The 26,093-nt window shown below is 55.3% G+C and carries 22 protein-coding genes; 8 read left to right on the forward strand and 14 right to left on the reverse strand.

From position 1 onward, the window contains the following. Window positions 1-39: 39 nt before the first annotated feature. Entirely contained in the window at window positions 40-972 is a 933-nt protein-coding gene (locus tag J7J49_RS20680) for a LysR substrate-binding domain-containing protein (RefSeq protein ID WP_251048438.1), read from the forward strand. Between the two features lie 179 nt (window positions 973-1,151). On the opposite strand, the gene J7J49_RS20685 is transcribed toward J7J49_RS20680, so the two are convergent. The 7 genes from J7J49_RS20685 to J7J49_RS20715 form a co-directional block, all read right to left on the reverse strand. After that, a complete protein-coding gene (locus tag J7J49_RS20685; protein WP_215095350.1) occupies window positions 1,152-1,562 on the reverse strand; it encodes a hypothetical protein in 411 nt (136 codons plus the stop codon). A 180-nt stretch (window positions 1,563-1,742) separates the two neighbouring features. Further along, window positions 1,743-1,997 carry a hypothetical protein gene (locus J7J49_RS20690; protein WP_215095352.1) on the reverse strand — a complete coding sequence of 85 codons (255 nt, stop codon included), beginning with the start codon at window positions 1,995-1,997 and terminating at the stop codon, window positions 1,743-1,745. Between the two features lie 151 nt (window positions 1,998-2,148). After that, on the reverse strand, window positions 2,149-2,712 hold the full coding sequence (locus J7J49_RS20695) for a hypothetical protein (protein ID WP_215095354.1): 564 nt from the start codon (window positions 2,710-2,712) through the stop codon (window positions 2,149-2,151). 313 nt (window positions 2,713-3,025) lie between these two features. Then, a complete protein-coding gene (recD, locus tag J7J49_RS20700; protein ID WP_215095452.1) occupies window positions 3,026-5,287 on the reverse strand; it encodes an exodeoxyribonuclease V subunit alpha in 2,262 nt (753 codons plus the stop codon). 20 nt (window positions 5,288-5,307) lie between these two features. Continuing rightward, window positions 5,308-9,066 carry an exodeoxyribonuclease V subunit beta gene (recB, locus tag J7J49_RS20705; protein ID WP_215095355.1) on the reverse strand — a complete coding sequence of 1,253 codons (3,759 nt, stop codon included), beginning with the start codon at window positions 9,064-9,066 and terminating at the stop codon, window positions 5,308-5,310. Window positions 9,067-9,121: 55 nt separating this feature from the next. After that, window positions 9,122-9,430, reverse strand: coding sequence for a nucleotidyltransferase domain-containing protein (locus tag J7J49_RS20710; RefSeq protein ID WP_215095357.1), 309 nt, complete (start codon window positions 9,428-9,430; stop codon window positions 9,122-9,124). A gap of 112 nt (window positions 9,431-9,542) precedes the next feature. Then, window positions 9,543-9,836 carry a nucleotidyltransferase domain-containing protein gene (locus J7J49_RS20715; RefSeq protein WP_215095359.1) on the reverse strand — a complete coding sequence of 98 codons (294 nt, stop codon included), beginning with the start codon at window positions 9,834-9,836 and terminating at the stop codon, window positions 9,543-9,545. Window positions 9,837-9,955: 119 nt separating this feature from the next. Here J7J49_RS20715 and pncB point away from each other — a divergent pair, with 119 nt between their 5' ends. Together pncB and J7J49_RS20725 are read left to right on the forward strand one after the other, a co-directional pair. Then, window positions 9,956-11,137: a nicotinate phosphoribosyltransferase gene (pncB, locus tag J7J49_RS20720; RefSeq protein WP_215095361.1), complete on the forward strand. Its 1,182-nt coding sequence runs from the start codon at window positions 9,956-9,958 to the stop codon at window positions 11,135-11,137. 25 nt (window positions 11,138-11,162) lie between these two features. Then, the gene (locus J7J49_RS20725; RefSeq protein ID WP_165603380.1) at window positions 11,163-11,321 is read left to right on the forward strand and encodes an Rpn/YhgA-type helix-turn-helix domain-containing protein; all 159 of its coding nucleotides are present in this window, start codon (window positions 11,163-11,165) and stop codon (window positions 11,319-11,321) included. A 7-nt stretch (window positions 11,322-11,328) separates the two neighbouring features. Here the strand turns inward: J7J49_RS20725 and recC are convergent, their stop codons facing one another. Then, window positions 11,329-14,958 carry an exodeoxyribonuclease V subunit gamma gene (gene recC, locus J7J49_RS20730; protein WP_215095363.1) on the reverse strand — a complete coding sequence of 1,210 codons (3,630 nt, stop codon included), beginning with the start codon at window positions 14,956-14,958 and terminating at the stop codon, window positions 11,329-11,331. Window positions 14,959-15,236: 278 nt separating this feature from the next. After that, window positions 15,237-15,590 carry a DUF5362 family protein gene (locus tag J7J49_RS20735; RefSeq protein ID WP_215095365.1) on the reverse strand — a complete coding sequence of 118 codons (354 nt, stop codon included), beginning with the start codon at window positions 15,588-15,590 and terminating at the stop codon, window positions 15,237-15,239. Between the two features lie 327 nt (window positions 15,591-15,917). Between J7J49_RS20735 and ilvD the strand changes: the two genes are divergently transcribed. Beyond that, entirely contained in the window at window positions 15,918-17,603 is a 1,686-nt protein-coding gene (ilvD, locus tag J7J49_RS20740; protein ID WP_215095367.1) for a dihydroxy-acid dehydratase, read from the forward strand. A 29-nt stretch (window positions 17,604-17,632) separates the two neighbouring features. Here ilvD and J7J49_RS20745 read toward each other — a convergent pair whose 3' ends face one another. Next, entirely contained in the window at window positions 17,633-17,989 is a 357-nt protein-coding gene (locus J7J49_RS20745; RefSeq protein WP_215095369.1) for a rhodanese-like domain-containing protein, read from the reverse strand. A gap of 144 nt (window positions 17,990-18,133) precedes the next feature. On the opposite strand from J7J49_RS20745, the gene chrA reads away from it, so the two are divergent. Then, window positions 18,134-19,327 (forward strand): chromate efflux transporter, encoded by a 1,194-nt coding sequence (gene chrA / locus J7J49_RS20750; protein WP_215095371.1) that lies wholly within the window; start codon window positions 18,134-18,136, stop codon window positions 19,325-19,327. Window positions 19,328-19,430: 103 nt separating this feature from the next. Here chrA and J7J49_RS20755 read toward each other — a convergent pair whose 3' ends face one another. Then, window positions 19,431-19,703 carry an XRE family transcriptional regulator gene (locus tag J7J49_RS20755; protein WP_008958942.1) on the reverse strand — a complete coding sequence of 91 codons (273 nt, stop codon included), beginning with the start codon at window positions 19,701-19,703 and terminating at the stop codon, window positions 19,431-19,433. A gap of 220 nt (window positions 19,704-19,923) precedes the next feature. Here J7J49_RS20755 and purE point away from each other — a divergent pair, with 220 nt between their 5' ends. From purE to J7J49_RS20770, 3 genes are all read left to right on the forward strand, one after another. Then, window positions 19,924-20,439, forward strand: a complete 516-nt coding sequence (gene purE, locus J7J49_RS20760) for a 5-(carboxyamino)imidazole ribonucleotide mutase (RefSeq protein ID WP_064234734.1) — start codon at window positions 19,924-19,926, stop codon at window positions 20,437-20,439. A gap of 11 nt (window positions 20,440-20,450) precedes the next feature. Further along, the gene (locus tag J7J49_RS20765) at window positions 20,451-21,620 is read left to right on the forward strand and encodes a 5-(carboxyamino)imidazole ribonucleotide synthase (RefSeq protein ID WP_215095373.1); all 1,170 of its coding nucleotides are present in this window, start codon (window positions 20,451-20,453) and stop codon (window positions 21,618-21,620) included. 422 nt (window positions 21,621-22,042) lie between these two features. Continuing rightward, window positions 22,043-23,443 (forward strand): diguanylate cyclase domain-containing protein, encoded by a 1,401-nt coding sequence (locus J7J49_RS20770; protein ID WP_251048440.1) that lies wholly within the window; start codon window positions 22,043-22,045, stop codon window positions 23,441-23,443. A 9-nt stretch (window positions 23,444-23,452) separates the two neighbouring features. On the opposite strand, the gene J7J49_RS20775 is transcribed toward J7J49_RS20770, so the two are convergent. The 3 genes from J7J49_RS20775 to J7J49_RS20785 all read right to left on the reverse strand — a co-directional run bounded on the left by J7J49_RS20775 (window position 23,453) and on the right by J7J49_RS20785 (window position 26,092). Continuing rightward, window positions 23,453-24,256, reverse strand: coding sequence for a TraX family protein (locus J7J49_RS20775; RefSeq protein ID WP_215095377.1), 804 nt, complete (start codon window positions 24,254-24,256; stop codon window positions 23,453-23,455). A 149-nt stretch (window positions 24,257-24,405) separates the two neighbouring features. Then, window positions 24,406-25,179, reverse strand: a complete 774-nt coding sequence (locus J7J49_RS20780) for a transporter substrate-binding domain-containing protein (RefSeq protein WP_064234730.1) — start codon at window positions 25,177-25,179, stop codon at window positions 24,406-24,408. Between the two features lie 181 nt (window positions 25,180-25,360). Beyond that, window positions 25,361-26,092, reverse strand: coding sequence for an ABC transporter permease (locus J7J49_RS20785; RefSeq protein ID WP_064234729.1), 732 nt, complete (start codon window positions 26,090-26,092; stop codon window positions 25,361-25,363). Window position 26,093: the final 1 nt, after the last annotated feature.

Raw genomic sequence — 26,093 nt, forward strand, 5'->3', positions numbered from 1 at the left:
TTTATGTTGCACCTCTTATTGAGGTGATTTAATTATTGAATGCTTGCAAAGCTTATAAAAGCGATTTATCGTGAAGCAAATCTGATAGATTTCATCGAGTATATGAAACTTCCATCTCTTGCATCATTCCGCTTTTTTGAAGCGGCCGCGCAGACAGGTAGCTTTGTAAAAGCCGCTGAGACCTTGCATGTCACACACGGTGCAGTAAGTCGCCAGGTACGGCTTCTAGAAGCTGCTTTGGGGGTCGAGTTATTTGAACGTCGCAACAGAGCCATTTTCCTCAATGCAGCAGGCCGCTCATTACATGAGGTTACTCATTCCGTTTTCGAGCAACTCGAGGGTGCTGTTTATCGATTACAGCATACTGCCCAGAATGAAGTGCTGACGTTATCTTGCGAACCAACCATTGCCATGAAATGGCTAATCCCTCGATTACCCGCATTTCATGAAGCTAATCCTGATATTAATCTTCATCTAGTTGCTGCAGGTGGCCCAATCGACTTTGCACGAAGCGGTGTTGACTTAGCGCTGAGACGCGATGACTTTCACTGGGAGCTTGATATTTTTGCAGAGAAAGTATGCGATGAGTGGGTGGGGCCAGTAAGTCGTGTTAAGACGAGCATTAATGACAATTTTGAAGGTGTGTGTTTGCTACATGCTGGCACTCGTCCTAATGCCTGGCCAACCTGGGAAAAGCTTTCTAATATATCTACCAAAGGAAGCGGTCGAGTTGAGTATGAACACTTTTATTTATGTATACAGGCTGCTGTTTCTGGTTTAGGTATCGCTATGGCGTCTTTCTTAATGGTTCAGGACGAATTGGAAAGCGGGCAACTTCACGCACCTTATGGTTTTCTGTTGGATGGCTCAGCATACTATCTCTTATCACCTGAACCGCTAGACATGAATAACAAATGCGCACGTTTCGAAAGTTGGTTAAAAAAGGAAATGGCAGCTTGTCTGCAGTCGTAACAAGGTTAAATGGTTAGTCAGCGACCCAATAGCCACATCTACAAAAGCTAAATATTACTGATAACACTGATGATATATTTTATAAGTAAAGCGCCTTTGATCATATGGTGGCCATCACCGCCAAGGCACCTCTATAATGCTTGAGTCGGGCGCTCCGTCTAGGTGTCTAGGGTGGAAAGCTAGTTTGTATGCATCCGTGTACGGGACAATATGTACATTTCTAGGTCATTCATTGGCAAGCCGCCAATTTCCTGGCATTCGGTGCGCCCGCCGGAAAAAATATATCCTTGGCGACCATGTATGTTCAGTACGGCGATTTCATCGATTCCCGAGAGGTACGAATCAGGAGCCCCCGTGAATACAGGCATACAAACCCCTGTTGAGATGAGAGGACGCAATACTTGATCCGTCATACGACGTTCTCTGGTGATAACCGTTAGCTGGTTACCCGTCAATCGGATCTCCTGGGGATTCCAAGGATCCAAAGCCACCTGAAGCCTCTCCTGTGTATCGGAATCAGCAACTGCTGCTGTCTGCCACGCTACTAGTAGTAGTCCTATAATAATGCTTACCGCAACCGTATTACGCATATCTTCTCCTATGGCGATTGAATAACTCTCCTACATGCCAACTTCATTAGCTAGCGCTTCAACATCGAACGGCTCAATAGGCTTGAACACTCCCGTCTTAGTCATTTTTCTCCGCAGATCGAAGCGCTCCAGGGTGGCTGGTGGCTCGATATCGGCCAGGGCCTTGAAGTTGATCTCTCGCTATTGAGGCTTGGTAACCAGGACGCTGGAGGGGTAGCTTTCGGTAGGTTGCCCGGTAGCGGAGTCGAGGGCAGGCACGTAGGCTGATACCAGCGCCACCTGAACGGTTGGAAGGCGATGGTATATCTCACCTAGTACCCGCATCGCCACACCATGGGCGTAGTCGCGATACAGCATGCGCCGCCGAGTGGAGGCAATTTTTTTTGACGGTAACCTTCGCTTGCTTGGCGGATAGGTTGTAGTTGTACTCCACATTCGGAAAAGCATCCTCCTCGGGTGGCTCGATGTCGATAGCGATGGTGCTGGCCTCATCACCGAGATCGAAGCTCACGTTCATCCAATCGACGGGCAACTTAGTACCTGTTAGGCCCCCATGTATACAATGGCTGTGGGGGCCAGAGAATATTTAGTCAAAGCCCAGTTTTAAGCGGGGATGTGAATATGATCGTGAAGGCAGCAAAAACTTTTTAATTTTTTTCGTTATAACATCATGGTCAACGAGGGCTCGTCCTTGCCAAAACCACATCCAACGGAATGCCTCGTCCATGTCATGAATGATATAAAGAGGCTCTCTCATGGACTCACGAACAAACTCTATCACCCATGCAGGGTTCATTTGAGAGGGGATCCTTAACTCGTAGCCTTCGTTGTCCCACGCAACCCAATGGCTATAATAGCTATATTGGAAAGAATCATGCATCGTCACAAAATAGTAGCTTCTAAGTGGATCGGCCGGCCTTGATTCACAGAGTTCTCTACCCTTGTTCTGCCAATTACGAAGTTCTTCTTTGAATTTAAGGAGGAGTGCATCGTAGTTCTCATAGCCATACTTACGCGAAACCAGGTTAAGGTAAAATTTATGATTTCGGTCTTTATGGTTAGTTTTGCATAGATGCTTGGCTTCTCTTTTGACAAGCTTAAGCTGCTGTGATGCAGGGAGTTCTTGACGTGAAATGTATTTGCTAGGCATAGTTATTCCTTACACAATCGTCCGCCGCAGCCCGCTTACGACGCAAGTATAAGGTCAACTATGTCAATTTTTGGAGTTACAGTGTTTGCACTTTGGTCAGCGGGCGACTCAGGCACCTGTTTACGTGCCTTAGCCTCACTTTAGCCATGTTGCCGATAATGTCAACCATGGATGTGGGCCTAACCTAGTGCTGCGCGCGGATAAGTTACTTGCGGTGATTCTAATTTACTGGTGAGCAAAGCATTATATAAATTTTATCTAAAATTATGTTTCTGATCAAAACTGACATTACCATTGGCTATGTCAATTTTGATTACAACCTCCCCAACCCACTAACCCTCATAACCTCCCGAGTCACCGCCTCATTCAACACCCCTCGTTTGGCTTCCACCACCGTGAGCCAATCGCGGGCACGGGTAATACCGGTGTAGACCAATTCGCGGGTGAGAATCGGGTTGGGCGTTTTCGGTAGCAGCAGGGCGGTGTGTTGAAACTCCGAGCCTTGGGATTTGTGTACCGTCATCGCGAACACGGTTTCTACTGCGTGTAGGCGGGAAGGCAGCACCCAGTGAATGGGGTTTTCCGGGTCGCTGGTCGGAAAGGCGACTCTTAACAGCGATCTTCCTGGTGCTCCTGGTGAAGGGCGGGGATCTGGCACCGCCATTGTGATGCCGATATCGCCGTTCATCAGCTTTAGGCCGTAGTCGTTTTGGGTGACCAGTACCGGGCGGCCTTCAAACCAGCCTTTTTCTAACGTGTGGTCGTAGCCGAACATCAGCTTTTCGCTGCGCAATGTTTTGGCGATGCGCAGGTTTAAGCCTTCTACGCCCCACGGGCCTTTGCGTAGCGCGCACAGCAGCTGAAAGCGACTGTAGGCGATTAGCACTTGTTTTGCCCAGGCATCGTAAACTTTGCCATTCTCTTCAAACGCTAGCGCGGTATTAGGCCGTTCACTCGCTAAGGTATTCAGGTAGTAACGGTAGCCGGTGGGCGGCGCAATTGGCTCGCCCTTGTGGTTGGTGCGGCCTTCGCCTGCGTTGGGAAAACGTTCCGGGCTGCCGGTGATCACCAGGCGCTCTAGGGCGCTGTCTTCATTTTGTGCGTCTGGCTTTAACACTAAGTGGCGCAAGTCGGCGTAGCCGTTATTCAGTACGCCATGCACGGCTTGGTGCTTTTGCCGTTCACTTAGTTCATCGCTTAACGGCTGGTTAATCGCCTGGGCGAGCTGGCCGATGCCGCTTTGGGCATTAAAGCGGTGGCTTACCCGCAGCATGGTAATGGCTTGATCCAGCGGCTGGCCGTTGGGGTCGATTAACGCTTCCGGCAGCGGGTGGCCGGTGAGTTCGGCCAGCCACTGCGCCGTGGCGGGGGTGTAGTGGGCAGCGTCGGCGCGGCGGCATAGGTCGCCCAGCACGGCACCGGCTTCTACCGAGGCCAGCTGGTCTTTGTCCCCCAGCAGCACCAGCTTGGCGCTGGCGGGCAGGGCGCTGAGTAGCGCCGTCATCATTTCGATATCCACCATTGAGGCTTCATCCACCACCAGCACATCCAGCGCCAGCGGGTTGGCGGCGTTGTGGCGGAAGTGGCGGGTGTCTGCCCTTGCGCCCAACAGCCTGTGAAGCGTGGTCACTTCCGAAGGAATGTCTATTGCGCTTGATGAGGAAGCGGCTGAGTGCTCGGCTAATAACGATGCTAATCCGCTGATTGGTAGGTCATTGACCTGCCCGGCAATGGATTCATTTAGCCGGGCGGCGGCTTTGCCGGTGGGGGCGGCTAGGCGAATGCGCAGCGGGTGAGCGTTGGGCTGTGCTAGCTGCATGGTTTGCAGTAGGGCTAGCAGACGCACCACCGTGGTGGTTTTGCCGGTGCCGGGGCCGCCGGTGATGATGGCGAACGGGCTGCGGGAAGCCAGCGCGCAGGCGTTCTTTTGCCAATCCAGGCTGTCGCTGGCGGGGAATAATGTTTCTAACGCGCTTTTGAGTAGCGGGCTTTCCGCGGTGTTGCCTACGCTAAGCCGGTTACCGATTTCCTGGTGTAGGGTTTGCTCAAACTGCCAGTAGCGGCGTAGGTAGAGTTTGCTGGAATTGTCGCTGTGGCTCACTACCAGCGGCGTATTGCCGGGGCCGTTGCTGATCAGCGTGAGGTGGTTGAGCGCGGCCTGCCACTCGCTCAGCGTTAGCGTTGCCAGCACGTGGCTGGGTAGCGGCGGCGGGTCGTTGAGGTCGTCGCCTTCGGGCGGTAATGAAAGGGCAAAATCTGGGGCTTCCAAGGTAGCGGCTAAATCTAAGCATACATGGCCACGGCCAAGCTGGTGGCTGGCCAGGGCTGCGCCCAGCAGTAGCAGCGGCGGGGCGTGTTGGCTTTCGCGCTCAAAAAAGCGCACCAGGGCAAGGTCTAAATCCCGCAGCCAGCCACGGGAAACCCAGCGCTCACACAGTTGTAGCAGCGCGGCGGTATCGCTTAGCGCGGGGTGGGGTTGGGCGGCACTGGCGGCTGATTCTGTTGGAGGTGTTAACGGTGCGCTTGAATCAGATGCAGCGGGCGGTGCGTCATCTGCGAACAGGTCTAGGTTCATAGATTGTGTGTCTCTATTGCTCATACCACCGCCTCTAGGCCTGTTTCTGATACTGCATCTGCTGCCGTGCCTGCAAAGAGGGCATCCAGCGCTTCGATTAGCGCGACCGGCGCAGGCACGGCGTGTACCCCGCGGGCGGTGGTGCGGCTGCCGCGCAGAAATACCGTCATCGAGCCGCCCAAATGCTGGTGCGGGTCGTAGTCGGGCAGGCGTGCTTTGAGCAGCCGGTGGAGCGCGAGCAGGTAGAGCGCTGCTTGCAGGTCGTAGCGCTTTTCGAGCATGGCGTTGCGCAGGGCATCCGCGGTGTAGGCGCTGTCGTCGCTGCCCAGGTAGTTGGATTTCCAGTCGAGCACGTAGAAGCGGCCTTCATGCTCAAAGGCCAAGTCGATAAAGCCTTTGAGCATGCCGTTGAGGGTGTCGGCATCCAGCGCAGGGCGCGATACCCCAGGCAGTAAGTGGTCACTTACCAGTTCATCCAGCTTGCGCGTACCTACCTGGTGGGCGGCAAACCAGAACTCCAGCTCTACCTGGTAGCTGCCTAGTTCGCTTAGCGCTACTTGGTCGCTTTCGCCAGGTTGTGAAAGTGGCTTTGACGAAGGCAGGGGAAGAGGGACATTGAGCAGTTCTTCAAACCAGCCCGCCAGGGTGTCGTGCCATGCCTGCCAGCCGCGTAGCTGTACCCGCCGCCGCAGCATATCTTCCCGCGCGGCGGGGTCTTCCAGCGCTTTATTAAAGCCTAGCTGGCCCGCCCACTCTAACAGCCCGTGTAAAAAGGTGCCGGGGCCGGGGCCGCGTGGAAAGCGGTGCAGGTGAAACGCTTCGGTGTTGATGGCGTTGTCGTGGGGCTCATCCAGCACTTCCAGGGTGGTGGCTTCCTGGGGCGTGGTGGGTTCCGGCGTGGGCGTTGGCTGCGCCGTGGGTATCGCTGCTGAAATTGCCCCCGAGGTGCGCAGCGCCGAGTAGCTGGCGATCCACCACTGTTCCCGGGCGGGGCGCAGCGGGGTGCGGGCATAGCCCAATGCTTGCTGTTCCGGCGCGGGGGTAAAGCGCAGCGCGGTGGGCTCCGGCGCGGGGCTTAGCGCGATATCGCTGCCTTTCACTAGCTCGCCTAGCGCTTGGGTAAACCCGCTGGGGGCGATGGCTTTGCCGCCGTTGATCAAGTGGCCGATGGCACTGTTCTCGCTGCCTTTTAGCGGAGCCAGCCCCAGCCAGGTGGCGTGGCGGGCGCGTGTGAGCGCCACATAGAGCTTGCGCAGGTCTTCGCCCAGGCGCTCGCGGTCGGCGGTGGCCAGCGTCGCTTCATCGGCGCTCAGGCTGAGTTGCAGCCTGCCTTCGCTGTCGTGCCAGCGCAGCGGCAGGTCGCTGTCGCTGACCGGGCGGTGGTTGGCGATAAATGGCAGGAACACCAGCGGGTACTCCAGCCCTTTGGATTTGTGAATGGTGACGACCTTGACCAGATCGGCGTCGCTCTCCAGGCGCAGCTTGTGGCTGTCGCCGTGACTGTCCGGGTCGGCAATCGCCTCGGCCAGAAAACGAATCAGCGCGTGTTCGCCATCCAGTTCCTGGCTGGCGTGCTGGAGCATTTCGCCGAGGTGGAGCAGATCGGTTAGCAAACGCTCACCCTCCTTGAACTCACCCAGCAGCCGGGCGGCGATATCAAAATCGACCATCAAACGGCGCACCAGCGGCAGCACACCCTGGCGCTGCCACAGGCGGTGGTAGTCGCTGAACTGTTCGACCCGCGCTTCCCAGGCCAGCTCGCTCTGGTTGAGGTAGTCGAGTTCTTCCAGGCTTAGCCCGATCACCGGCGTGGCCAGGGCGGCGCGCAGCTTGGACTCCGCTTGGCGGGAGTTGGCCTGGGGCTCGGCGCAGGCGCGCAGCCAAATGGCCAGCTGCGGGGCAATGGGGGAGCTAAACACCTTGTCGTGATCGGAAAGGTACACGCTCTTGATGCCGCGACTGGCTAGCGCTAAGCGAATCGCCCGGGCTTCCTGCAGGCCGTTGACCAGCACCGCCATGTCCGAGGGGGCCAGCGGAGTGAGTGATTGCTCTCCGTTATCGTCCCCAGGTTCAACAACGGGTGCAAAGCCTGCCTGCAACTCGCGGCCTGCTTCCAATAGCGCGGCCATCTGTGAGGCGCAGCGCTCGGCCATCTCGGTTTGGTAGGCGGTTTTGGAGAGCGGTTCGTCGCTTTCCAGGGGCCACAGGGTCATCGCGGGTAGCGGATTGCCGTTGAGCACCAACGTGTCCTTGGTGCCTTTGGCAGCGACGGGATTAAACGGCAGCGGGTTGTCGCCATCATCCAGGCGGAACAGAAAGGCCCCGGCGTCGTGCTTATCGGCATAGCTAAAGCAGTGGTTGACCGCATCGACCATCGCTTTGCTGGAGCGAAAATTGGTGCCTAGCGTCACGTGCCGGCCATCGGTGTCGTGGCGGGCCTGCAGGTAGGTGAAGATATCCGCACCGCGAAAGGCGTAGATGGCCTGCTTGGGGTCGCCGATCAGCAGGATGGCGCTGTCGCGCCGGGGCGTGGCGACGTCATACACAGCGTTGAAAATGCGGTACTGAATCGGGTCGGTGTCTTGGAACTCATCAATCAGCGCCACGGGGAACTGGCGCTGGATCTGTGCGGCCAAAGCCTCTTTGTTGGGGCCTTGCAGGGCGCGATCCAAGTGTGTGAGCAGGTCGTTGGGGCCCATTTCGGCTCGGCGCTCCTGTTCGCGCTCCAGCCGGGTGCGGCACCACTGCACGGCGTGAATCAGCAGGTCGTTGCGGGGCTCGGGCAGGGCATCCAGCGCTGCCGGTAGCTGCGCCAGCGCCTCCCACACTTGCGGGCAGGGCGGCGCGCCCTCTTTCCAGATATCCGCCATGCCGTCGGGGGTCATGCGTTTCCAGGCGGCATCGGTAAGCGCGGGTCGGTCGGCATCGCTTTCGCTCCACTCGCGCAGGGCGCCTAGCCAGTTGGCGCGGCTTTTGGCGTTGAAGCTTTGGCCCTTGAAGGCTGTGCTTTTGGCAGCTTCTTCCAGGGCGGGCACCAGTTTATCCAGCCAGGCGGGCCAGGGGGCTTTGAGTTCGCTAAGCTGGGCGCTGCGTTCGGCCTGGGTGGCGGCTAGGGTCTCACTGGGTGCGGGCTTTGCGCCGCCCAACGCTTCGCTTTCGGGCAGTAGCCGTTGCAGCGGGGCGTGCAGGTCGTCTGGGGATTTCCAGTAGCGGGTGACAATGCCGAGGGCGTCGCTGTCCAGCGGGTAGTAGAAGCTGCGCCAGTAGTCGCGCACCACTTCTTGTTCCAGCTCGCGCTGGTCATTCTCTAAATTGAGCGAGAACAGGCTGCCGCTATCGAAGGCGTGTTCACGCAGCATGCGGTAGCACCAGCTGTGGATGGTGGAGACCGCGGCTTCGTCCATCCACTCGGCGGCCAGCGCCAAGCGCCGCGAGCAGGCGGGCCAGGTGGCGGGGTCGTATTGGTCGCGTAGTTGGAGGAGCAGCTCATCGCTTGCTTGCCCATCATCGCGAAACACTTCCGCCGCTTCTACCAGCCGGTTGCGAATCCGCTCGCGCAGCTCTTGGGTGGCGGCGTTAGTAAAGGTAACAACTAAAATTTCCGGCGGTGTGAGCGGACGAACAAACGCGGTGTCGTCGTCAACGCGGTGGCCGCCGAGTACCAAACGCACGTAAAGCAGCGCAATGGTGAAAGTTTTGCCGGTGCCCGCGCTTGCCTCTATCAACCGGCTGCCGTGGAGCGGGAGGCTCAATGGATTGAGGGGGGCGGGCTGGCTCATAAGAGAATACGTTTAAACCCTGTTGGGAAACCTTGGCTGGCGGGGAACAATTGGCTCATGCTGCTTCCTCGCTATCAATCGGGTGTGACTGTGCCAAGGCGATTGCCTGGAAGTGCGTGGGTTCAGCTCTCGAAACATAGCTCACGATATCCACCGGTAACTGTATGCGCTCCTCAAGGGCCATTTTGAGTTCAGCGCAATCAATCAGAGGGATCGCGGTAGGGGTGATCAGCAATAGATCAACATCACCGCCTCGCTTGGTATCATCCAGTCGCGAGCCAAACATGTGGACTTGCACAGAAGGCTTAATGAACTCGCGGACACTAGCAAGAATAATGGCACGCTGTGTTTGAGTAAGTCGCATTAAGGTAGCTCCTTGCTTGTTAGGGTCTCTTACTGGATTTACTGGAGCTTCGTCACCTAGCAATTGAGTGCCCAGCCACTCCTAAAGCATTCCGTTCGCCTAATTAGCCTATCTAACCAATAGGGCGCGCTTCGGCTAAAACTTTCGCTTGGGTGGGGGATGGCTCATCAGTCGATATATAGGTCACTATATTCACTGGCATCTTTAGGTATTCTTCAAGTATGTCATTTAGTTTACTGCAAGCCTGTGACGGTATCTCTTGCTGAGAGATCAGCAGTAGATCCACACCGCCGCCTAACTGGGTATCATCCAGCCGCGAACCAAAGACACGAACGTCCACATCAGCATCAATTAACTCTTCCACTCCAGAGAGGATGATAGCGCGATGTGTTTGTGTAATACGCATAAGACCGCTCCTAAACTGTATGAGAACCCCGCCACCTGATAATCTTGTCACTGAGCCACACTAGGTGCATTTTAGTTTACGCTACCGGCGGCTTCGGTTCACTCTAACGATGGGATCTCATGCTGACATCGCTGCTGGATAATGACTTCTATAAAATCACGATGCAAAACGCCGTGATTAAACGTTTTCCCTATGCCCATGCGCGCTACGCGTTTATCAATCGTGGCAAGCACGCCTTTCCTGATGGATTCGGCGATGAGCTTCGCCGTGAAGTCGATAAGATGGCGGAGCTTCGCTTGAGCGATGAGGAAAAGCGCTATCTTGAAAACACCTGCCCTTATCTCGACCCTACCTATCTCGATTTCCTCGCCGGGTTTCATTACAACCCCAGCGAAATAATCATCGAGCAGCAGGGGAGCGAGCTTTCGGTGATCATCGAAGGGCCGTGGTATCGCACCATTTTGTGGGAAGTGCCGCTGATGGCGTTGATCAGCGAGCTTTGGTACCGCGTGCGCGGGGTGACGATCACGCCGGAGGCTGATGCGCTGATTGAGCAGCGCGCCCAGGAGAAGATCGAGCTCTACCGCCGCTTAGGCCTGAAGATTGCTGAGTTTGGTACCCGCAGGCGCTTCTCGTTTGATGTTCATGACCGCGTGGTGGGCGAGCTTGGCCACCATGGTGGAGAGGCGTTTAGCGGCTCCAGCAATGTGCTTTTAGCCATGCGCCACGGGGTTAAACCGATCGGCACCCACGCCCATGAGTGGTTTATGTTTCACGGTGCCCGCTTTGGTTTCAAAATGGCCAATAGTTTGGCGCTTGAGCACTGGGTGGATGTGTATCGCGGTGATTTGGGTATTGCCCTAACGGATACGTTCACCTCGCGAGCGTTTTTTGAAAGCTTTGACAAGAAGTTCGCCAAGCTCTTCGATGGCGTGCGCCATGATAGCGGCGACCCTATTGAGTTTGCCTCACAGACCATCGCCCACTACGAGCGCCTGGGCATCAACCCGCTGAGCAAGACGATTATCTTCTCCGATGCATTAACGCCGGAGCGGGTCGAGCGTATCCACGCTTTTTGTCAGGATCGTATTGGGATGGCTTTCGGCATCGGCACCAACTTCACCAATGATGTTGGCGTCGAACCGATGAACATGGTGGTCAAAATGGTCGAAGCGCGCCCAGAAGGGCAGGGCTGGCTGCCGGTGATCAAGCTCTCCGATGTGCCGGAAAAAAACACCGGCGACCCGGAAATGATCGCCCTGGCGAAGCGGGTACTGTCGCTGAGTCAGAAGAACGATTAGGGCCTAACCTATAGGAGATACTTTTATGACGATTGCCACACAGTTGGAAGCACGAGGGGAAGCCAAAGGTAAAATCGAAGGCAAAATTGAAACCGCTCGAAACCTCCTGAAAGAGGGCGCCGACCCTCAGTTCGTCGCCAAGGTGACAGGGCTAACTTTGGAAGACGTTAAGCGTCTTCAGTAACTAAACATTAATTCTTCACCGATTTGTGCAACGGCGCATAGAGCGCTTCGCTCAATGTGGCGAAACTGTGGCCTAGGGCGCGCTCACTAAATAGCCGCTCAAAGTTCGGCCATTGGTGGGAGAGATAGGCGCTTTGGGCGACTTCGCCGGTTTGGAAACGGCCGCCTTCGTAGGCAGTTTCGGCGGCGGCGTAGGCGTCGCTGTCGGCCTCAGATTCTGACGTTCCCTGCTTAGCTAGCCAGGCGAAAGCGGCTTGAGGAGCCAATGGGAGCGGCGCCTGCATGCCATCGCACCAGGCGCTGAGCAGGGCTTGCAGCTGGAAGCGGGCATTGTCGGTATCTAGCGGCTCAAGCCGCACATGGCCCGCTTTTGAAAGTAGCTGGGTGGTCATTGGGCGCTCACTATTGCCCGCTAAGTGGGCCACCCAAGGGCGCAGTAGGTGCTGCCAGCGGTACTGGCCACGCCCACGCCCTTGGCTGACCAAGCTGCTGCTGAGCAGTAATAGGCGGCAGCGGTTGCCCTCGTGGTCTTCTCTTAGCTCGCCCAGCCAGTCTTCCAGCGTTACCTTTCCTTTAGCTCCTTCAGCTCTTTCAGCCCCTTCAACAACATGCACCGCCTGGGGCGCTGCTACCACCTGGGGCCACTCTTGCAGCGCTTCTTCGTAAGCGCCAAACAGTGCCTCCATCGGTTCCGCCAGGGCTTCACGCATCCGCTCGCCAAAGGCACCCACTGCTAACACCCCCTGACCTTTAAAGCGTTCCAATTCGGCATGTAGCGCTTCAATACGCGGCTGGCCGTTATCCACGGCATGGCGTTGGGCGGCGATTAACTGATCCTGTAACTGCCAGTTCTGCAGCCCATCTAGTGTGAAGGGTTCAACGTCCAGCTGGGTGAGTTCTTCCTGCTCAAAATAGACCCCCAGGCGGTGATTGAAAAACGCTTTGGCGGGTTCACGCAGAAAGCCGCCTAGCTGGGCCAGGGTTAACGAAACCGGTTGTTTGCTCTCTGCTTCCACCCTTGGAGGTGGGGCACCAGCGCGGCTTATATTCCTAGGGGCGTGTAGGGCGTGCCACTCGTGGGCATATGTAAACAGCCGTGCTTGAGCGGGGGAGTCGCTGATTTGATCAGCAAAGTAGCGGCGGCTGAACGGCTGTAGCGGGTGCTCGGTGGTCAGGGCATCAAGCAGTGGCTCGCCGTTCTGGGTGTGCCAGCCCGCTGTAAGATGGTCGCGCAGTTGGCCGACTAGCACCGAGGGCGGCATGGGGTTGTTGTCAATCTGGCTGCGGCCTACCCAGCTAATATAGAGCTGCTGGCGGGCGGAGAGCAGCGCTTCCAAAAACAGGTAGCGGTCATCTTCCCGCCGCGAGCGGTCGCCGGGGCGGTAGTCGCTGCCCATCAAATCGAAATCCAAAGGCGGCTGGGAACGTGGGTATTCGCCGTCGTTCATACCCAGCAAACAGACCCGCTTAAACGGGATGGCGCGCATGGGCATTAAGGTGGCGAAGTTAACCGCCCCGGCCAGAAAGCGCTGGGAAAGGCTGTGCTCGTCGATCTGCCCCAGCCAGTGTTCGCGCACCATGGAGAGCGGCATTGGGTCAAAAAGCTCGGCTTCTTCGGTGCTGTCTAATAGCTGTTGAAGCGCAGTCTCCAGCTTAGTCAGCATCACGCTTTCTTGGGCGTCGTCGGTGAGAAAATACGTTTCAAGTAACTCGCGCAGCCGGGCCACCCAGGTGGCGGCGTCCGTGGGTTGGCAGAAGGTTTCCCAGGTGCTTTCCAGCTTCTCCAGCAGGTTCGCCAGCGGCCCAGCCAGTGAGGCTTCTAGCCCACCAATATCATCAAACGGCTCGATGCCTTGCCAGGCGTCGGCGCTACCTACCGTGTAACCCAGCAGCAGGCGGCGCAGGCCAAAGGCCCAGGTGTTTTGGGTGAGGCCTTCGGGTAGATCCAGCTGGGTGCGCTGTTCTGCATTCAGCCCCCAGCGGATGCCTGCACCTTCAATCCAGCGGCTGAGCGTCGGCAGGTCGTGCTCATCAATGCCAAAGCGGGTACGCAGCGCGGGGACTTCCAACAGGTCTAACAGGTCGCTTACCGATAGGCGCAGCTCCGGCAGGCGCAGCAGTTTTTCCAGCGCAATCATCATCGGCAATCGGTGGCGGCTGGCCTGATCCGACAGCGTGTAGGGAATGTAGCGCGGGTCGTCGGGTTTCGAGTGATAGCTACCAAAAGCGGAACGGTACTGGCCGAACACGGCTTCAATATGCGGCGCGTAGCGGTCAACATCCGGCACCATGACAATGATGTCGCGGGGGCGTAAATCCGGGTCGGCGCTGAAGGCTGCGAGTAGCTGGTCGTGAAGAATCTCCACTTCCCGCTGGGGGCCGTGAGCGATATGAAACACGATAGAGTCGTCGCTGGCCGGGTCTAACGCGGGCCAATGGGTTTGGGTTTCTGTTACTGGGCGCAGTTCGCGAATATCGTCTTGGAGCTGGCTGAGTAGGCAGCTGCGTTCGCCATCGCTAAATGGCTCAAACATATCAATGCGCAGCGCTTGCTGCTCGAAGAGCGTTTGGTAGTTGCCCGAATCGTCGTGCTCATCGAGCAGGCGCAGGTAATCGCGCCCTTGCTTGCCCCAGGCTGCTAGCAGCGGTTGGGCGTGCAAATGCAGGGCATCGCTGGCGTCACCGGTGCCCAGCACGTCTAATGCATCCGGCATGCCAGCTTTGCGCTGCTGGCGGTAGCGGCTGGCGCGTAGCAGATCCTTGTGTTCGATAATATCCGCCCAGTAGAACTGGCAGGGGTTGTGCACACAGAGCACGATTTGGCAGCAGCGCGACAGCGCCGCGAGTGCTTCTAGTGTTTGTTGCGGCAGCGATGAAATACCGAAAATAATCAGCCGCCTGGGCAGCCCGTTCGGGCAGTCTTGGCCTTCAAGCTGTTTAGCAACTTCCAAAAAGCGGCTGTGTACCTGGGCGCGGCTACTGTTAAGGCCCGCTTCGCCCTGAGTGTTGGCCACATCGTCGCGTAGGGCGCGCCATAACGCAGGCTGCCAAAGCTGGTGTTCTTCCAGCGGGCGGGCTTCGCCACGGGCGGTGATGAGTACATCGTTGTCCTTCGCCCAGGCGTCCAGCCAGTCGGCGCGATACACCTGATACTGATCAAACAGATCCGCCAGCCGCTCGGCTAGTTGGTAATGCTTGCGCTGGTCGCGGTCAACTTCTAAAAAGCGCGCTAGCGGCGCAAAAGCTTTCTGCTCGGCAAGGCTAGGCAGCAGGCGCAGTAAGCGCCATATCAGCCGCGATTTATCAAATGGCGAGGTTTCGGGAACCGCCTGATCGTCATGGGTCAGCTGCGTCAGCACCGTGCGGTAGGCCTGCCATAGAAAACGCGCAGGCAGCGTGACGTTCAGCGCTGCTGCAATGCCCGCCCCGCCTTGAGCCGGGTCTTCTGCCAATGCCAGTTTTAGCCACTGTCCGATACCGTTGCTCTGCACCAGAATAGTTTCATTTTCTAGCGGCGAGAGCGGGTGTCGGCGCATCCACTCCACTGCCAAACCGCGCAAATCTTCCAGGCGATTGGCGTGTACCACCATAAAGCCCGGCGCTAAGGGCGTTTTTGAGAGCAGTGGGTTTGCAGACATGCACGGTGTTCCTTCACGGCAGGGGTGTCCACTATAGTGACATAGGGTGCAGCTCTCTGCAGAATGTTCTCAAATCTGGATAAGTGGGTGCTATTTTTTTTAACCGCTAGGACTTATGTCTTAGGAGTTTATGTCTTAGCAGCTGGTGTCTTAAGAGCTTATCTTAGATGGTCATAGAGGGGATATAACTGAAACCGGCCACCACATCTTAAGTGGTAGCCGGAATTTTAAGGCATAAGCAGCGCTGGTGGCCGACTTAATGTTTCAACATGAAGTGCTCAGTACGACATCATCATTGAGCCAAAGCCAATCGCACCGAACAGCATCGCACCGACAAAAATGGCGAGATATATTAGGATCAATACGCCGAAGATAGTGAAGTGCGTTTTGATCTTCTCAAGAGCAAATTTTGTCTCACGTGCATCACCGCTTTGGAAAGCTTTGTTAGCTGCTTTGGCCGATTGCATTAACACAATGCCTGCCCAAACAGGGATCCAGGCAACAATGATGCCGACGATGGAAATAGCGCTCAAAATCCCAGAAATAATCAGCATAACGCCCGTTAGCTGCATCCAAAATTTAGCACGGTAGATTGGCTCAATTACATCCTTCAACAGTTCTTGCTGTTCCATTTCTTAATTCTCTGCTCATGGTTAATTAAAGTGAAGGATTATAAGTGCTTCATTTGAATTTGTCTTTAGTGAAATGATTTTTTTGCTTTTTGTATAGATGAGTTTTTTTACATTCACTCAATCGGTGAGTGAATGTGGTGGACTGAACTCACTCTATCCAGTGCGGAGTTCCTAACCACCATAGCGACGAGGGAGGATAAGCTTGGTCGATATTTCATTTGTGTAAGCGTTTGAAGGATTGAGCCGCTAAGTGTTAATCGTCTTGCGGGATGGGGATTATATCGCCAAGCTATGCGGATACCGTGAACAACGCTAAGAGAGAACCTAATGACCGAGTCTACCAATAATTCCCGCCGCCACTCTGCTCAAGTGGTCGATGGCCCCGGCAAAGCCGCTAGCCGCGCCATGTTGCGCGCCGTGGGTTTTAATGACGAAGATTTCAAAAAGCCTCAGGTGGGGATTGCTTCTACCTGGAGCATGGTGACGCCGTGCAATAGCCATATTAATGAGCTGGCCGAGTTTGCCCGTGATGGCGCGGACGCGGGCGGTGGTAAAGGTGTGATTTTCAATACCATCACCATTTCGGATGGTATTGCCAACGGCACCGAAGGTATGAAGTATTCACTGGTATCCCGGGAAGTGATCGCCGATTCCATCGAAACCGTCGCGGGCTGCGAAGGCTTTGATGGCTTGGTCGCGATTGGCGGCTGCGATAAGAATATGCCGGGCTGCCTGATGGGGTTGGCGCGCTTGAACCGCCCCAGTGTGTTCGTGTACGGCGGCACTATTATGCCCGGCAAAGGGCACACTGATATCGTCTCGGTGTTTGAAGCGATGGGTGCGCATTCCCGTGGTGATATCGATCTGATCGAGCTTAAAAACATCGAAGAAACGGCGATTCCTGGGCCTGGTTCCTGTGGTGGTATGTACACCGCCAACACCATGGCCTCGGCGATTGAAGCGCTGGGTATGAGCCTGCCGGGTAGCTCGGCGCAGAACGCTATCTCCCAAGAGAAGCGTGACGATTGTAAAGCCGCGGGCGAGGCGGTGCTGGCGCTGCTGGCTGACGATATCAAACCTTCCGATATTATGACCCGAGAGGCGTTTGAGAATGCGATCACCGTGGTGATTGCCCTGGGCGGTTCAACTAACGCGGTACTGCACTTGATTGGCATGGCGCGCACCATAGGCGTTGAACTTACCCTTGCTGACTTTACCGAGATTGGTAAGCGTGTGCCGGTACTGGCTGACCTGCGCCCCAGTGGCCACTACATGATGAGCGAGCTGGTAGCGATTGGCGGTATTCAGCCGCTGATGAAAATGCTGCTGGATGCCGGTCTACTCAACGGTGAGTGCTTAACCGTTACGGGTAAAACGCTGGAAGAGAACTTGGCTGAGGTCGAGCCCTATCCTGCTGAGCCGCCGATTATCGCCCCCTTAGGTAACCCGATTAAAACGGAGAGCCATCTGCGCATGCTTTACGGCAACCTCGCGCCGGAAGGCGCGGTAGCGAAGATTACCGGCAAAGAAGGCACGCGCTTCTCGGGTTCGGCGCGGGTATTCGGTTCGGAAGAAGAGGCGCAGGCGCGCATTAACGATGGCACGGTGGTCGCGGGTGATGTGGTGGTGATTCGCTACGAAGGTCCGAAAGGTGGCCCGGGTATGCGCGAAATGCTCACGCCGACATCCGCGATTATGGGCCGAGGCCTAGGCAATGATGTGGCGCTGATCACCGATGGACGTTTCTCGGGCGGTAGCCACGGTTTTGTGGTCGGACATGTGTCACCAGAAGCCTTCGACGGTGGCCCGCTGGCGCTGGTGGAAAATGGCGACACCATCACCATTGATGCGGAAGCGGATACCATCGACGTGGATATATCGGATGATGAAATGATCCGCCGCCGCGCTGCGTGGCAGCAGCCGGAACCCCGTTACACTCGCGGCGTATTGGCCAAATATGCGCGCTTGGTTAGTTCGGCGAGTACCGGCGCGGTCACGGACGGGGAGCTTTAACCTCCATATCTAGCGGTTAAAAGGGCGGCTTAGCGCGTTTCTTCATCTTTATACGCTTTTAAGCCGCCTTCAATATTGACCACCTGGGTGTAACCGAGTTGCTGCAGCGTGTCAGCGGCTAATGCGCCTCGGTTACCCCCAGCGCAATGACAAACGATAGGCGTATCTTTATCAGGTACTGCCTCATGGATGCGCATTTCCAAGGTGCCGCGGCTGATATTAACGGCGTTATCAATATGCCCCTGCTCAAACTCTTCTTTATCGCGTACATCTAAGACTAAATGGCCTTCAGCGATGCGTGCTTTGGCTTCGCTGGGAGAGATTTGTGTCGTACGTTGTTTTGCCGCTTCGGTAAGGCGTAAGAACTCATCAGAATGGGTAGCCATGTAACGCTCCATAAGTCGTTGAATCTGTCGCTCTTGATCTTGGTGAGCTGTCATCCTAATGTCAATCGGATCATGTAAGGTACTGATTCTGGCTAACACCATCTGGGCTTACACGACTCTGATTGAAAATAAGGAGCCGACCGTATGTCGGAAATACCGCACTCTTCCTCGCGGGTTAAAGAGGTATTCCTCGCTTTTTTACTGCTTGGGCTGACCTCTTTTGGTGGCCCGGTAGCGCATCTTGGCTATTTTCGCACCGCGTTTGTGGAACGCCGCAAGTGGTTAACCGAAAGTGCCTATGCGGATCTAGTGGCGCTATGCCAGTTTTTGCCGGGGCCCGCGAGTAGTCAGGTGGGCTTTGCACTTGGCTTGTTGCGCGCAGGGCCCTGGGGCGCGGCCATGGCGTGGCTAGCGTTTACGCTACCTTCCGCGATTGTGCTGGTGCTGTTTGCCTTTGGCGCAGCGGTGCTCGATGGCCCTATCGCCAGCGGTATTATTCATGGCTTGAAAGTAGTGGCGGTTGCCATTGTTGCTCACGCGGTATGGGGCATGGCGCGCAACCTCTGCCCCGATAAAACCCGTGCGGGAATAGCACTTGCGGCAGTATTTACGGTGGTACTAGTCAGTGGCCCGCTGGGCCAGGTCGCGGCGATTGTGTTAGGTGGCTTCGCCGGACTCGCACTTTGTAGGGATAGCGCTGCTGGTAAAACAAGTGACTCGCTGCATTTTCCGGTATCGCGCCGAGCAGGCATGGTGGCGCTGGGTTTATTCAGTGGGCTGTTGATTCTACTGCCGCTATTAGCAGGAGCGACGGTTTGGTTAGATATCGCTGATGGGTTTTACCGCTCAGGTGCGTTGGTGTTTGGTGGTGGGCATGTAGTGCTGCCGCTATTAGAAGCGGAAGTGGTGCAGTCGGGCTGGGTTACCCCAGATGAGTTTTTGGCAGGCTACGGCGCGGCACAGGCGGTGCCAGGGCCGTTATTTACCTTCGCGGCTTATCTGGGCGCGCTGTTGCCCGGTATCAATGGTTTAGTTGGCGCTTTGTTGGCGCTGTTGGCGATTTTCATCCCCGGCTTTTTGCTCTTGGTGGGGGTGTTGCCGTTTTGGAATCAATTTCGTCAGTGGGGTAGCGCCCAAGCGCTGATGCGTGGTGCTAATGCGGCAGTGGTGGGTATTTTAGGCGCAGCGCTTTATCAGCCAGTGTGGACAAGCGCAATTATTGGCGCAGAAGAGTTTGCATTGGCGCTCAGCGGTTTCTTGCTATTAACCGTATGGAAACTGCCCGCTTGGGTCGTGGTGGCTATCGTCGCGTTTGGGGGGATACTTATCGCGAACTAAATGGGGCGATCGGGGTGGGGCTGGCCTGAATAAAGACTTTGCCAGACCGCCGTGAGGCGGCCTGTGATGAGTAGCGGAGTGGGAACAGCAGAAAAAGTGTCTGCTATGGCGCCTCCAGCTCTAAGGTGCGACGCAGGGCGTGGAGTTCGTCCACTCCCAGATGCTCTAGCCTTCCGGCGAGCAAGTCGCTAATTTTCTGAACGGGAAGCCCTGCCCGGCGGGCAATTTCTCGGCTTCCTAGGTCTGATACAGCGATCAGACGCGTGATAATACGCATTAATCGCGTACGTTTTTCAAGTTCCCTGACGTCGAGGTCAGGGCTGCTTCGCGGAGGATCAAGCTGTTCCGCAGTGGCAGTTGCGCGTGCCGTGCTCATGTGGCTCCATCAGTCTGAAATGACAAACACACAATGCCGCCAACCGGGGCGCATTTCAATGCCTATTTTGATGAAAATTTCACGACCTCAGCAAAGCCCGCAAAGGGGCTAGCTCTGGTAGACTATTCGCCTTCCTATTTTGATGTGTGCCTGACGCGGTGCACGCTGTTTTTTCAATTTAGATTCGCTTTTTATAGGCCATTGGGCCGAGGAGTTTTGCATGTCATCGAACAGCGCACCCAAGGTGGGCGTGATCATGGGATCCAAGTCTGATTGGCCGGTCATGGAGCACGCTGTCTCTATGCTAGAGCGTTTGGGCGTGGCTTATGAAACGCGGGTCGTCTCGGCGCACCGCACGCCTGACCTGCTGTTCGACTATGCCAAGAGTGCTGCCGAGCGCGGTTTGCAGGTGATTGTGGCAGGCGCGGGCGGTGCTGCTCACTTGCCGGGTATGGTGGCTTCGCAAACAGCGCTGCCGGTGCTGGGTGTGCCGGTGGAGTCGAAAGCCCTGAAAGGCCTGGATTCTCTGCTCTCCATCGCGCAAATGCCGGGCGGCATTGCGGTGGGCACCTTGGCGATTGGCAAAGCGGGCGCCACCAACGCAGGCTTGTTGGCGGCGCAAATTGTCGGCCTGCAAGATGCCACTGTACGCAGCGCAGTAGAAGCATTTCGTGCTGAGCAGACGCAGAAAGTCCTTGATAACCCGGATCCGCGCCCTGAGCCGGAAGCAGAATAAGGAGCCTGCCCATGAGCTCTGGTATCGCAAAGAGCGACGTTGTCAAAACCGACATTGCAAAAAACATCGGCATACTTGGCGCAGGCCAATTAGGGCGTATGTTGGCGCTAGCGGGCTATCCGCTGGGCAATCGGTTTACCTTCCTGGATACCACGGGAAATCCCAGTGCGGGTATCGGTGAGGTGATTGTTGACCCCGACAACCAGCACTTAGCCGAGTTTTTGGCCAAGGTTGACGTGGTGACCTACGAATTTGAGCACTTACCCGTTGAACTGGTGCGTGAGATCGAGCAGCACAAGCCGGTCTATCCTAGTAGCCGTGCCATTGAAGTGTGCCAGAACCGGGTCGAAGAGAAGACACTGTTTGACCGTTTAGGCATCCCTACGCCTGCTTATCGGGTGGTAGAGAGCGCCGAGCAGCTTGAAGCGGCTGCCCGTGAGCTGGGATGTCCGGTGGTGGCTAAGTCGGTCACTGAGGGCTACGACGGCAAAGGCCAGGCGGTCTTAAAGCAGCCTGAGCAAGCGGGCGAGGCGTGGAACGCTATCGGGCACTCGCAACTGGTCGTTGAGGCCTTTGTCGACTTCGTGCGCGAAGTTTCGATGATCGCCGTGCGCGGGCGCGATGGCGAGGTGGTGTTCTACCCCATGGCCGAGAACCAGCACGTAGACGGAATTTTGCGCTACTCGGTGGCGCCGCTGCCGGATCTGGATGCCAGCGTTCAGCAGACCGCTGATGGCTATATTCGTGCGCTGCTCGATGAACTGGATTATGTGGGCGTGCTGGCGCTAGAGCTGTTTCAAACCCGCGATGGCAGCCTACTGGCCAATGAAATGGCGCCCCGCGTCCATAATTCCGGCCACTGGACAATGGATGGCGCGGTGACCAGCCAGTTTGAAAACCACCTGCGGGCGATACAAGGCTTGCCCTTGGGCGATACCCAGGCGATTGCGCCTACCTGCATGATTAACATCATTGGCCGTGAGGGCGACAACGCGGCGATGCTCGCGCTTGCCAATACGCACCTGCATCGTTATGACAAAGCCGAGCGCGCCGGGCGTAAGCTTGCCCACGTCAATATCCTCGCCCCTAACCATGCCGAACTGCTGGAAAAAGTGAACGCCTGCAGCGCGTTACTGCCTGAGGCACCGCCGCCAGCATTAAGCTTTTGCATTAAGCAGTAGCGCCACAAGCCGCCTTCTCTAAACTGCACCCCAGCCGTTGGGTTAACCTCCAAGGGCTGAGGTGTATTTGATTTTAGGTAGGTAGTGGAATTCTGTTTTTCAAAATTCATGAAATTTAACAATTTTTGCAGTGCTAAGTATTAGTTTATTATTTATTCTGGCCTCATTAGGTTATTTGATCCTCTTCTTTTGCATATGACCAGTCTAATTTATTTTAAATATTTGAATTTATTGATTTTTGTAAGTCTTCAACATATTACAAAAAAATATATGGAAGGTTGTGAATGGTTAATTCATCCAACGAGAAAAATCTTACAAAACGTTTGCGTCACGAAAAAATACGTTTGCTATATGGCAATGTTTGGCAGCCCGTTTTTGCAGGTGTATTAGGCGCTTTTTTATTAGCTTTTCTTATGAAGGAAATGACTAGCTCTGCTGTGTTAGTGGGCTGGCTTATCGCGATATTGCTGGTTTATGGGTTACGTTTAAGAATTGCTGTCCACTTTTTACGCGCCTCTTCCGCGGATCAAGAACATCCACGTTGGCTGCGTTTGTTTGTCATTACGGTATTCCTGACGGGGTGCGTATGGGGCGTGGGCGGCCTGTTAATGTTTGACGGTGAACGGCCTGCGCAGGCTGCCGCTTTAGCCATTGTTCTAGCTGGTGTGGTGGCGGGAAGCGTGACGATGCTATCTGCTCTATGGTGGATGGTTCTTTTCTTCATACTGCCTATTGCGATTCCACTGCAGCTATTATTTATATTCTCTGATGCCCCAACCCATACCATGATTGGTGTTCTATTGGGTGTTTTTGTGGCATTGCTAATCGCTACCAGTCATCGTTTAGGCCGTCTCATTCATAATAATATTGAGCTGAATTTGACGATGGCAGCCCGTGAAGTAGAGCTGCTTGAAAGCGAAAATCGGTACCTCTCTATTTTTCAGCACTCTCCGTTAGGCGTGCTGCATTTCGACAAAACAGGCAGCGTTACCGGCAGCAATGAAAACTTATTGAAAATTTTGTCTCTTGACCGTTCTAAACTACTGGGGTTTTGTATGCAGCACGATGTGGATCCGGATATAGCATCGGCTGCTCAAAATGCGCTGGATAAAGGTGCCGGATATTATGAAGGCTCCCAGTTAATGTCTTGCTTATCTAGCCGTGCGGAAGGTACGCCGGTGCGTGCTTTTTTCAACGGAGTGCGTAGCGTTGATGACGAGATTGTGGGCGGTATTGTGATTGTTGAGGATTTCACCGAGCGTAAGCGCAATGAAGAGGTTATTCACCGTCAGGCGTTCTATGATTCACTCACTGACTTACCCAATCGCCGCCTATTTATCGAACGTCTGGAAACGCTCTGCGACCAAAATCAAACCGAAACGCAGAGCGGTTTATTGATGTTCTTAGATCTGGATCGCTTTAAGTTGATTAACGATACCTGGGGCCACGCTACAGGGGATGACCTATTGGTGCAGGTAGCTCGCCGCCTGGAAAGTTGTCTGAGTGAGGGAGATATGGCTGCTCGTCTCAGCGGTGATGAATTTGTATTGCTGGCGCTGATGGAAGGGAAGGCAGAGGCACCACTCGAAGCACGCGCTGAGAGTTATATGCGCAAGGTTCAGCAGGCGCTCTCTCCGCCTTACCGATTGGCAAGCCAGGATACGGAGGTAACACCCAGCATAGGGTATACCTGCTTTACGACAGCAGACTGTGACCACGAGGAGGTGCTTAAACAGGCGGATGTTGCGATGTATCGTGCCAAGACCGAAGGGCGGGCGCGGCTGTGCCGCTACCAGCCCTGGATGCGCGATAAGATGCAATGATCTGAGCGCTTAAGCCAGTTGACCGCTAAGCACTACCCATAAGGCAATTAATGCAAAGTGGCCGGGATACCACGCCAGCCATAAACGGCGCGGCATAGCTAAGCTGACAGGGGGGATGCGCTGAGCTGCGCCTGCAGCAAGAATAAGCACAAATAGGCAGGTGCCTACGGTAAACGATTTGGCCATATCAGAGGCATTCATCTGCCCGGCAATCCAAAGCACCGGAAACGCCGCTAGGCCTGCCCATAGGCGCGCTTGAAAATGGCTTTCTGCTTGGCTAAGCGCATGCATGGCAAACATTAACAGCGGAATTAGCAACAGCCCGTTGTGACCGTATTCCACCCAAAAACCGAGCAAGTACCACACCGTAACGCCTACCGCCGCGCCTGCTAACAGCCAGGGTAAACCTAGCGTTTGCTGTTGGTAGTGCTGCCATCCCTGACGTACCAGCGTCCCCAAGGCTAAGCCACTGGCAAGGGTAAAGCAGACATTAAGAATAAATGCGTCTGATGAGCGTGGCATCATCATGTAAGGAAGCTGGGCGACCAGGCCGATAATTAAAATACGCCGCGAGTAGCGTAACGGATTGCGGGTATTAAATAGCCCGTGCCAAGCCACCATGGCGGCAAACAGTGGAAAGGCGATACGGCCAATGGAAGAGCCTGCCCAGCTTAAATCCCAATCACCGGGCAGCACATAGCGGGTAAGGTGATCCACGGTCATGGTGATCAGCGCCAGCCACTGGCCCCAACCTGTCCAGTGGGAAGAGGGGCGAGGGAGAGTGCCTGCATGTGGGCTAGTCGAATGAGCCATAAAACCTCCATGTTGAATAGGCGCAATGATACACAGACAGAGGTAGCTTTACCTAGTTCACTAAATTGAATGCGTTAGACAGAAACGCATCACCCCGGCGATTGCCGGGGTGATGGTCGGTTGATAGACATTAAAGCTTGCTTTGATGCTTACTCTTCTTCACCGAAATAACGGCTGTAGATCTCGTCGTAAGTGCCGTCTTCTTGCACTTCAGCCAGGGCTTCGTTGAATTTTTCGGCTAGCGCTTCGTCGCGCTGACGGAAGGCGATGCCAAAGCCGTCACCGAAGTACTCTTTAGGTTCACTGATGCGCTCGCCAATCACCACGTACTCAGCTTCTTCGCTTTCCAGCAGGGTGGATTGGCCAATTGGGAAGTCGAGGAACACAATGTCCAGACGCTCAGCTTCCATATCCAGCACCATATCATCGGCGGTGGAGTAGCGGCTAATGTCGGCCACGTCACTGAAATTATCCGTTACGTAGTTGTCCTGCAGGGTGCCGCGCTGAACGCCGATGGTCATGCCTTCCAGCGTCTCTTTGGTGGCTTCGCTGATACCCAGATCGCTTGCCGCAAACCATGCAGAGGGCATAGTGATGTAAGGGTCAGAGAACAGCACTTGCTCGCGGCGTTCGTCGTTAATGGTCATTGACGACATGATGGCGTCGTAGTTGCGTGACATTAGGCCGGGAATAATGCCGTCCCACTCTTGCTCAACCCATTCGCAGGTAACGCCCATGCGGTCACATAGCTCGTTACCCAGATCGATGTCAAAACCGGTAAGTTCGCCTTCAGCGGTGCGGAACTCCATAGGCTCGTAAGGAACGTCCACGCCAATGCGTACATTGTCGTAATCACGCGCCTGTGCCGAGGATGCGGCAGCGACTGCCAAGCCTAGCAGCGAAAGAGATAGTAGTTTTTTCATCTTATTACTCCGTAGAAAGCGGGTTCACTTAAAAGTGATCCCCGTTTTTAACTGACAAATAGTTGTTAGCCGACAATTAAACTAACCCAGGTTGGCGTTGACGAAAAGGGGACGTTACGTTGTGAACCAACGTTTGTTTGACGCTTGCACCGTTTTTCCATGATCAACCGGTTTTCCATGCTTAAGCGTCTTGAGGCCGTAGGTGGGCCAGCAGCTTTTTCTCCAGATAACGAAAGAAGAACAAAATCGCGAACGTTAAGCATAGATAAATCGCAGCCACGAATAGAAACGCCTCGAAAGGTGCGTAGTAGCGAGCGTAGACAAAGCGTGCGGCACCGGTTAAATCCATCAGTGTGACCACGCTGGCAATGGCACTGGCGTGAAGCATAAAAATCACTTCATTGCCGTAGGCGGGCAGGGCGCGGCGAAAGGCGCTGGGTAAGATGATTCGACGCATCATTAAATTCTGCGACATGCCATAGGCACGAGCGGCCTCAATCTCGCCCTTAGCGGTGGCTTTGATGGCGCCCCGAAAAATCTCGGTAGTGTAAGCGGCAGTATTCAGCGTGAAGGCGATCAGCGCTGGGTAGAAGGCTTCACGCAGCACCGGCCATAAAAAGCTCTCTTGAATGCCGTCAATAAATACTACGCCGTAGTAGATGATATAGAGCTGAATCAGCAGCGGAGTGCCACGAAAAATGTAGGTGTAGAGGTAAATCGGCAGACTGATCCATTTATGCTTGGAACTGCGCATGATGGCCAGCGGAACAGCGAGAATGAGCCCCGCAACAAGCGATAAAAATACCAGCTGAGTGGTCGTAACCAGGCCTTCCCAGTAGTAGCCCAGCGTATCCGCGGTGAAAATCGTGTTGCCAGCTAGCAGGTCATTAAACCAAGTGGAAATATCGAGCATG

The organism is Halomonas sp. ISL-56 (assembly GCF_018612805.1).
In the GTDB taxonomy this organism is placed as follows: Bacteria; Pseudomonadota; Gammaproteobacteria; order Pseudomonadales; family Halomonadaceae; genus Vreelandella.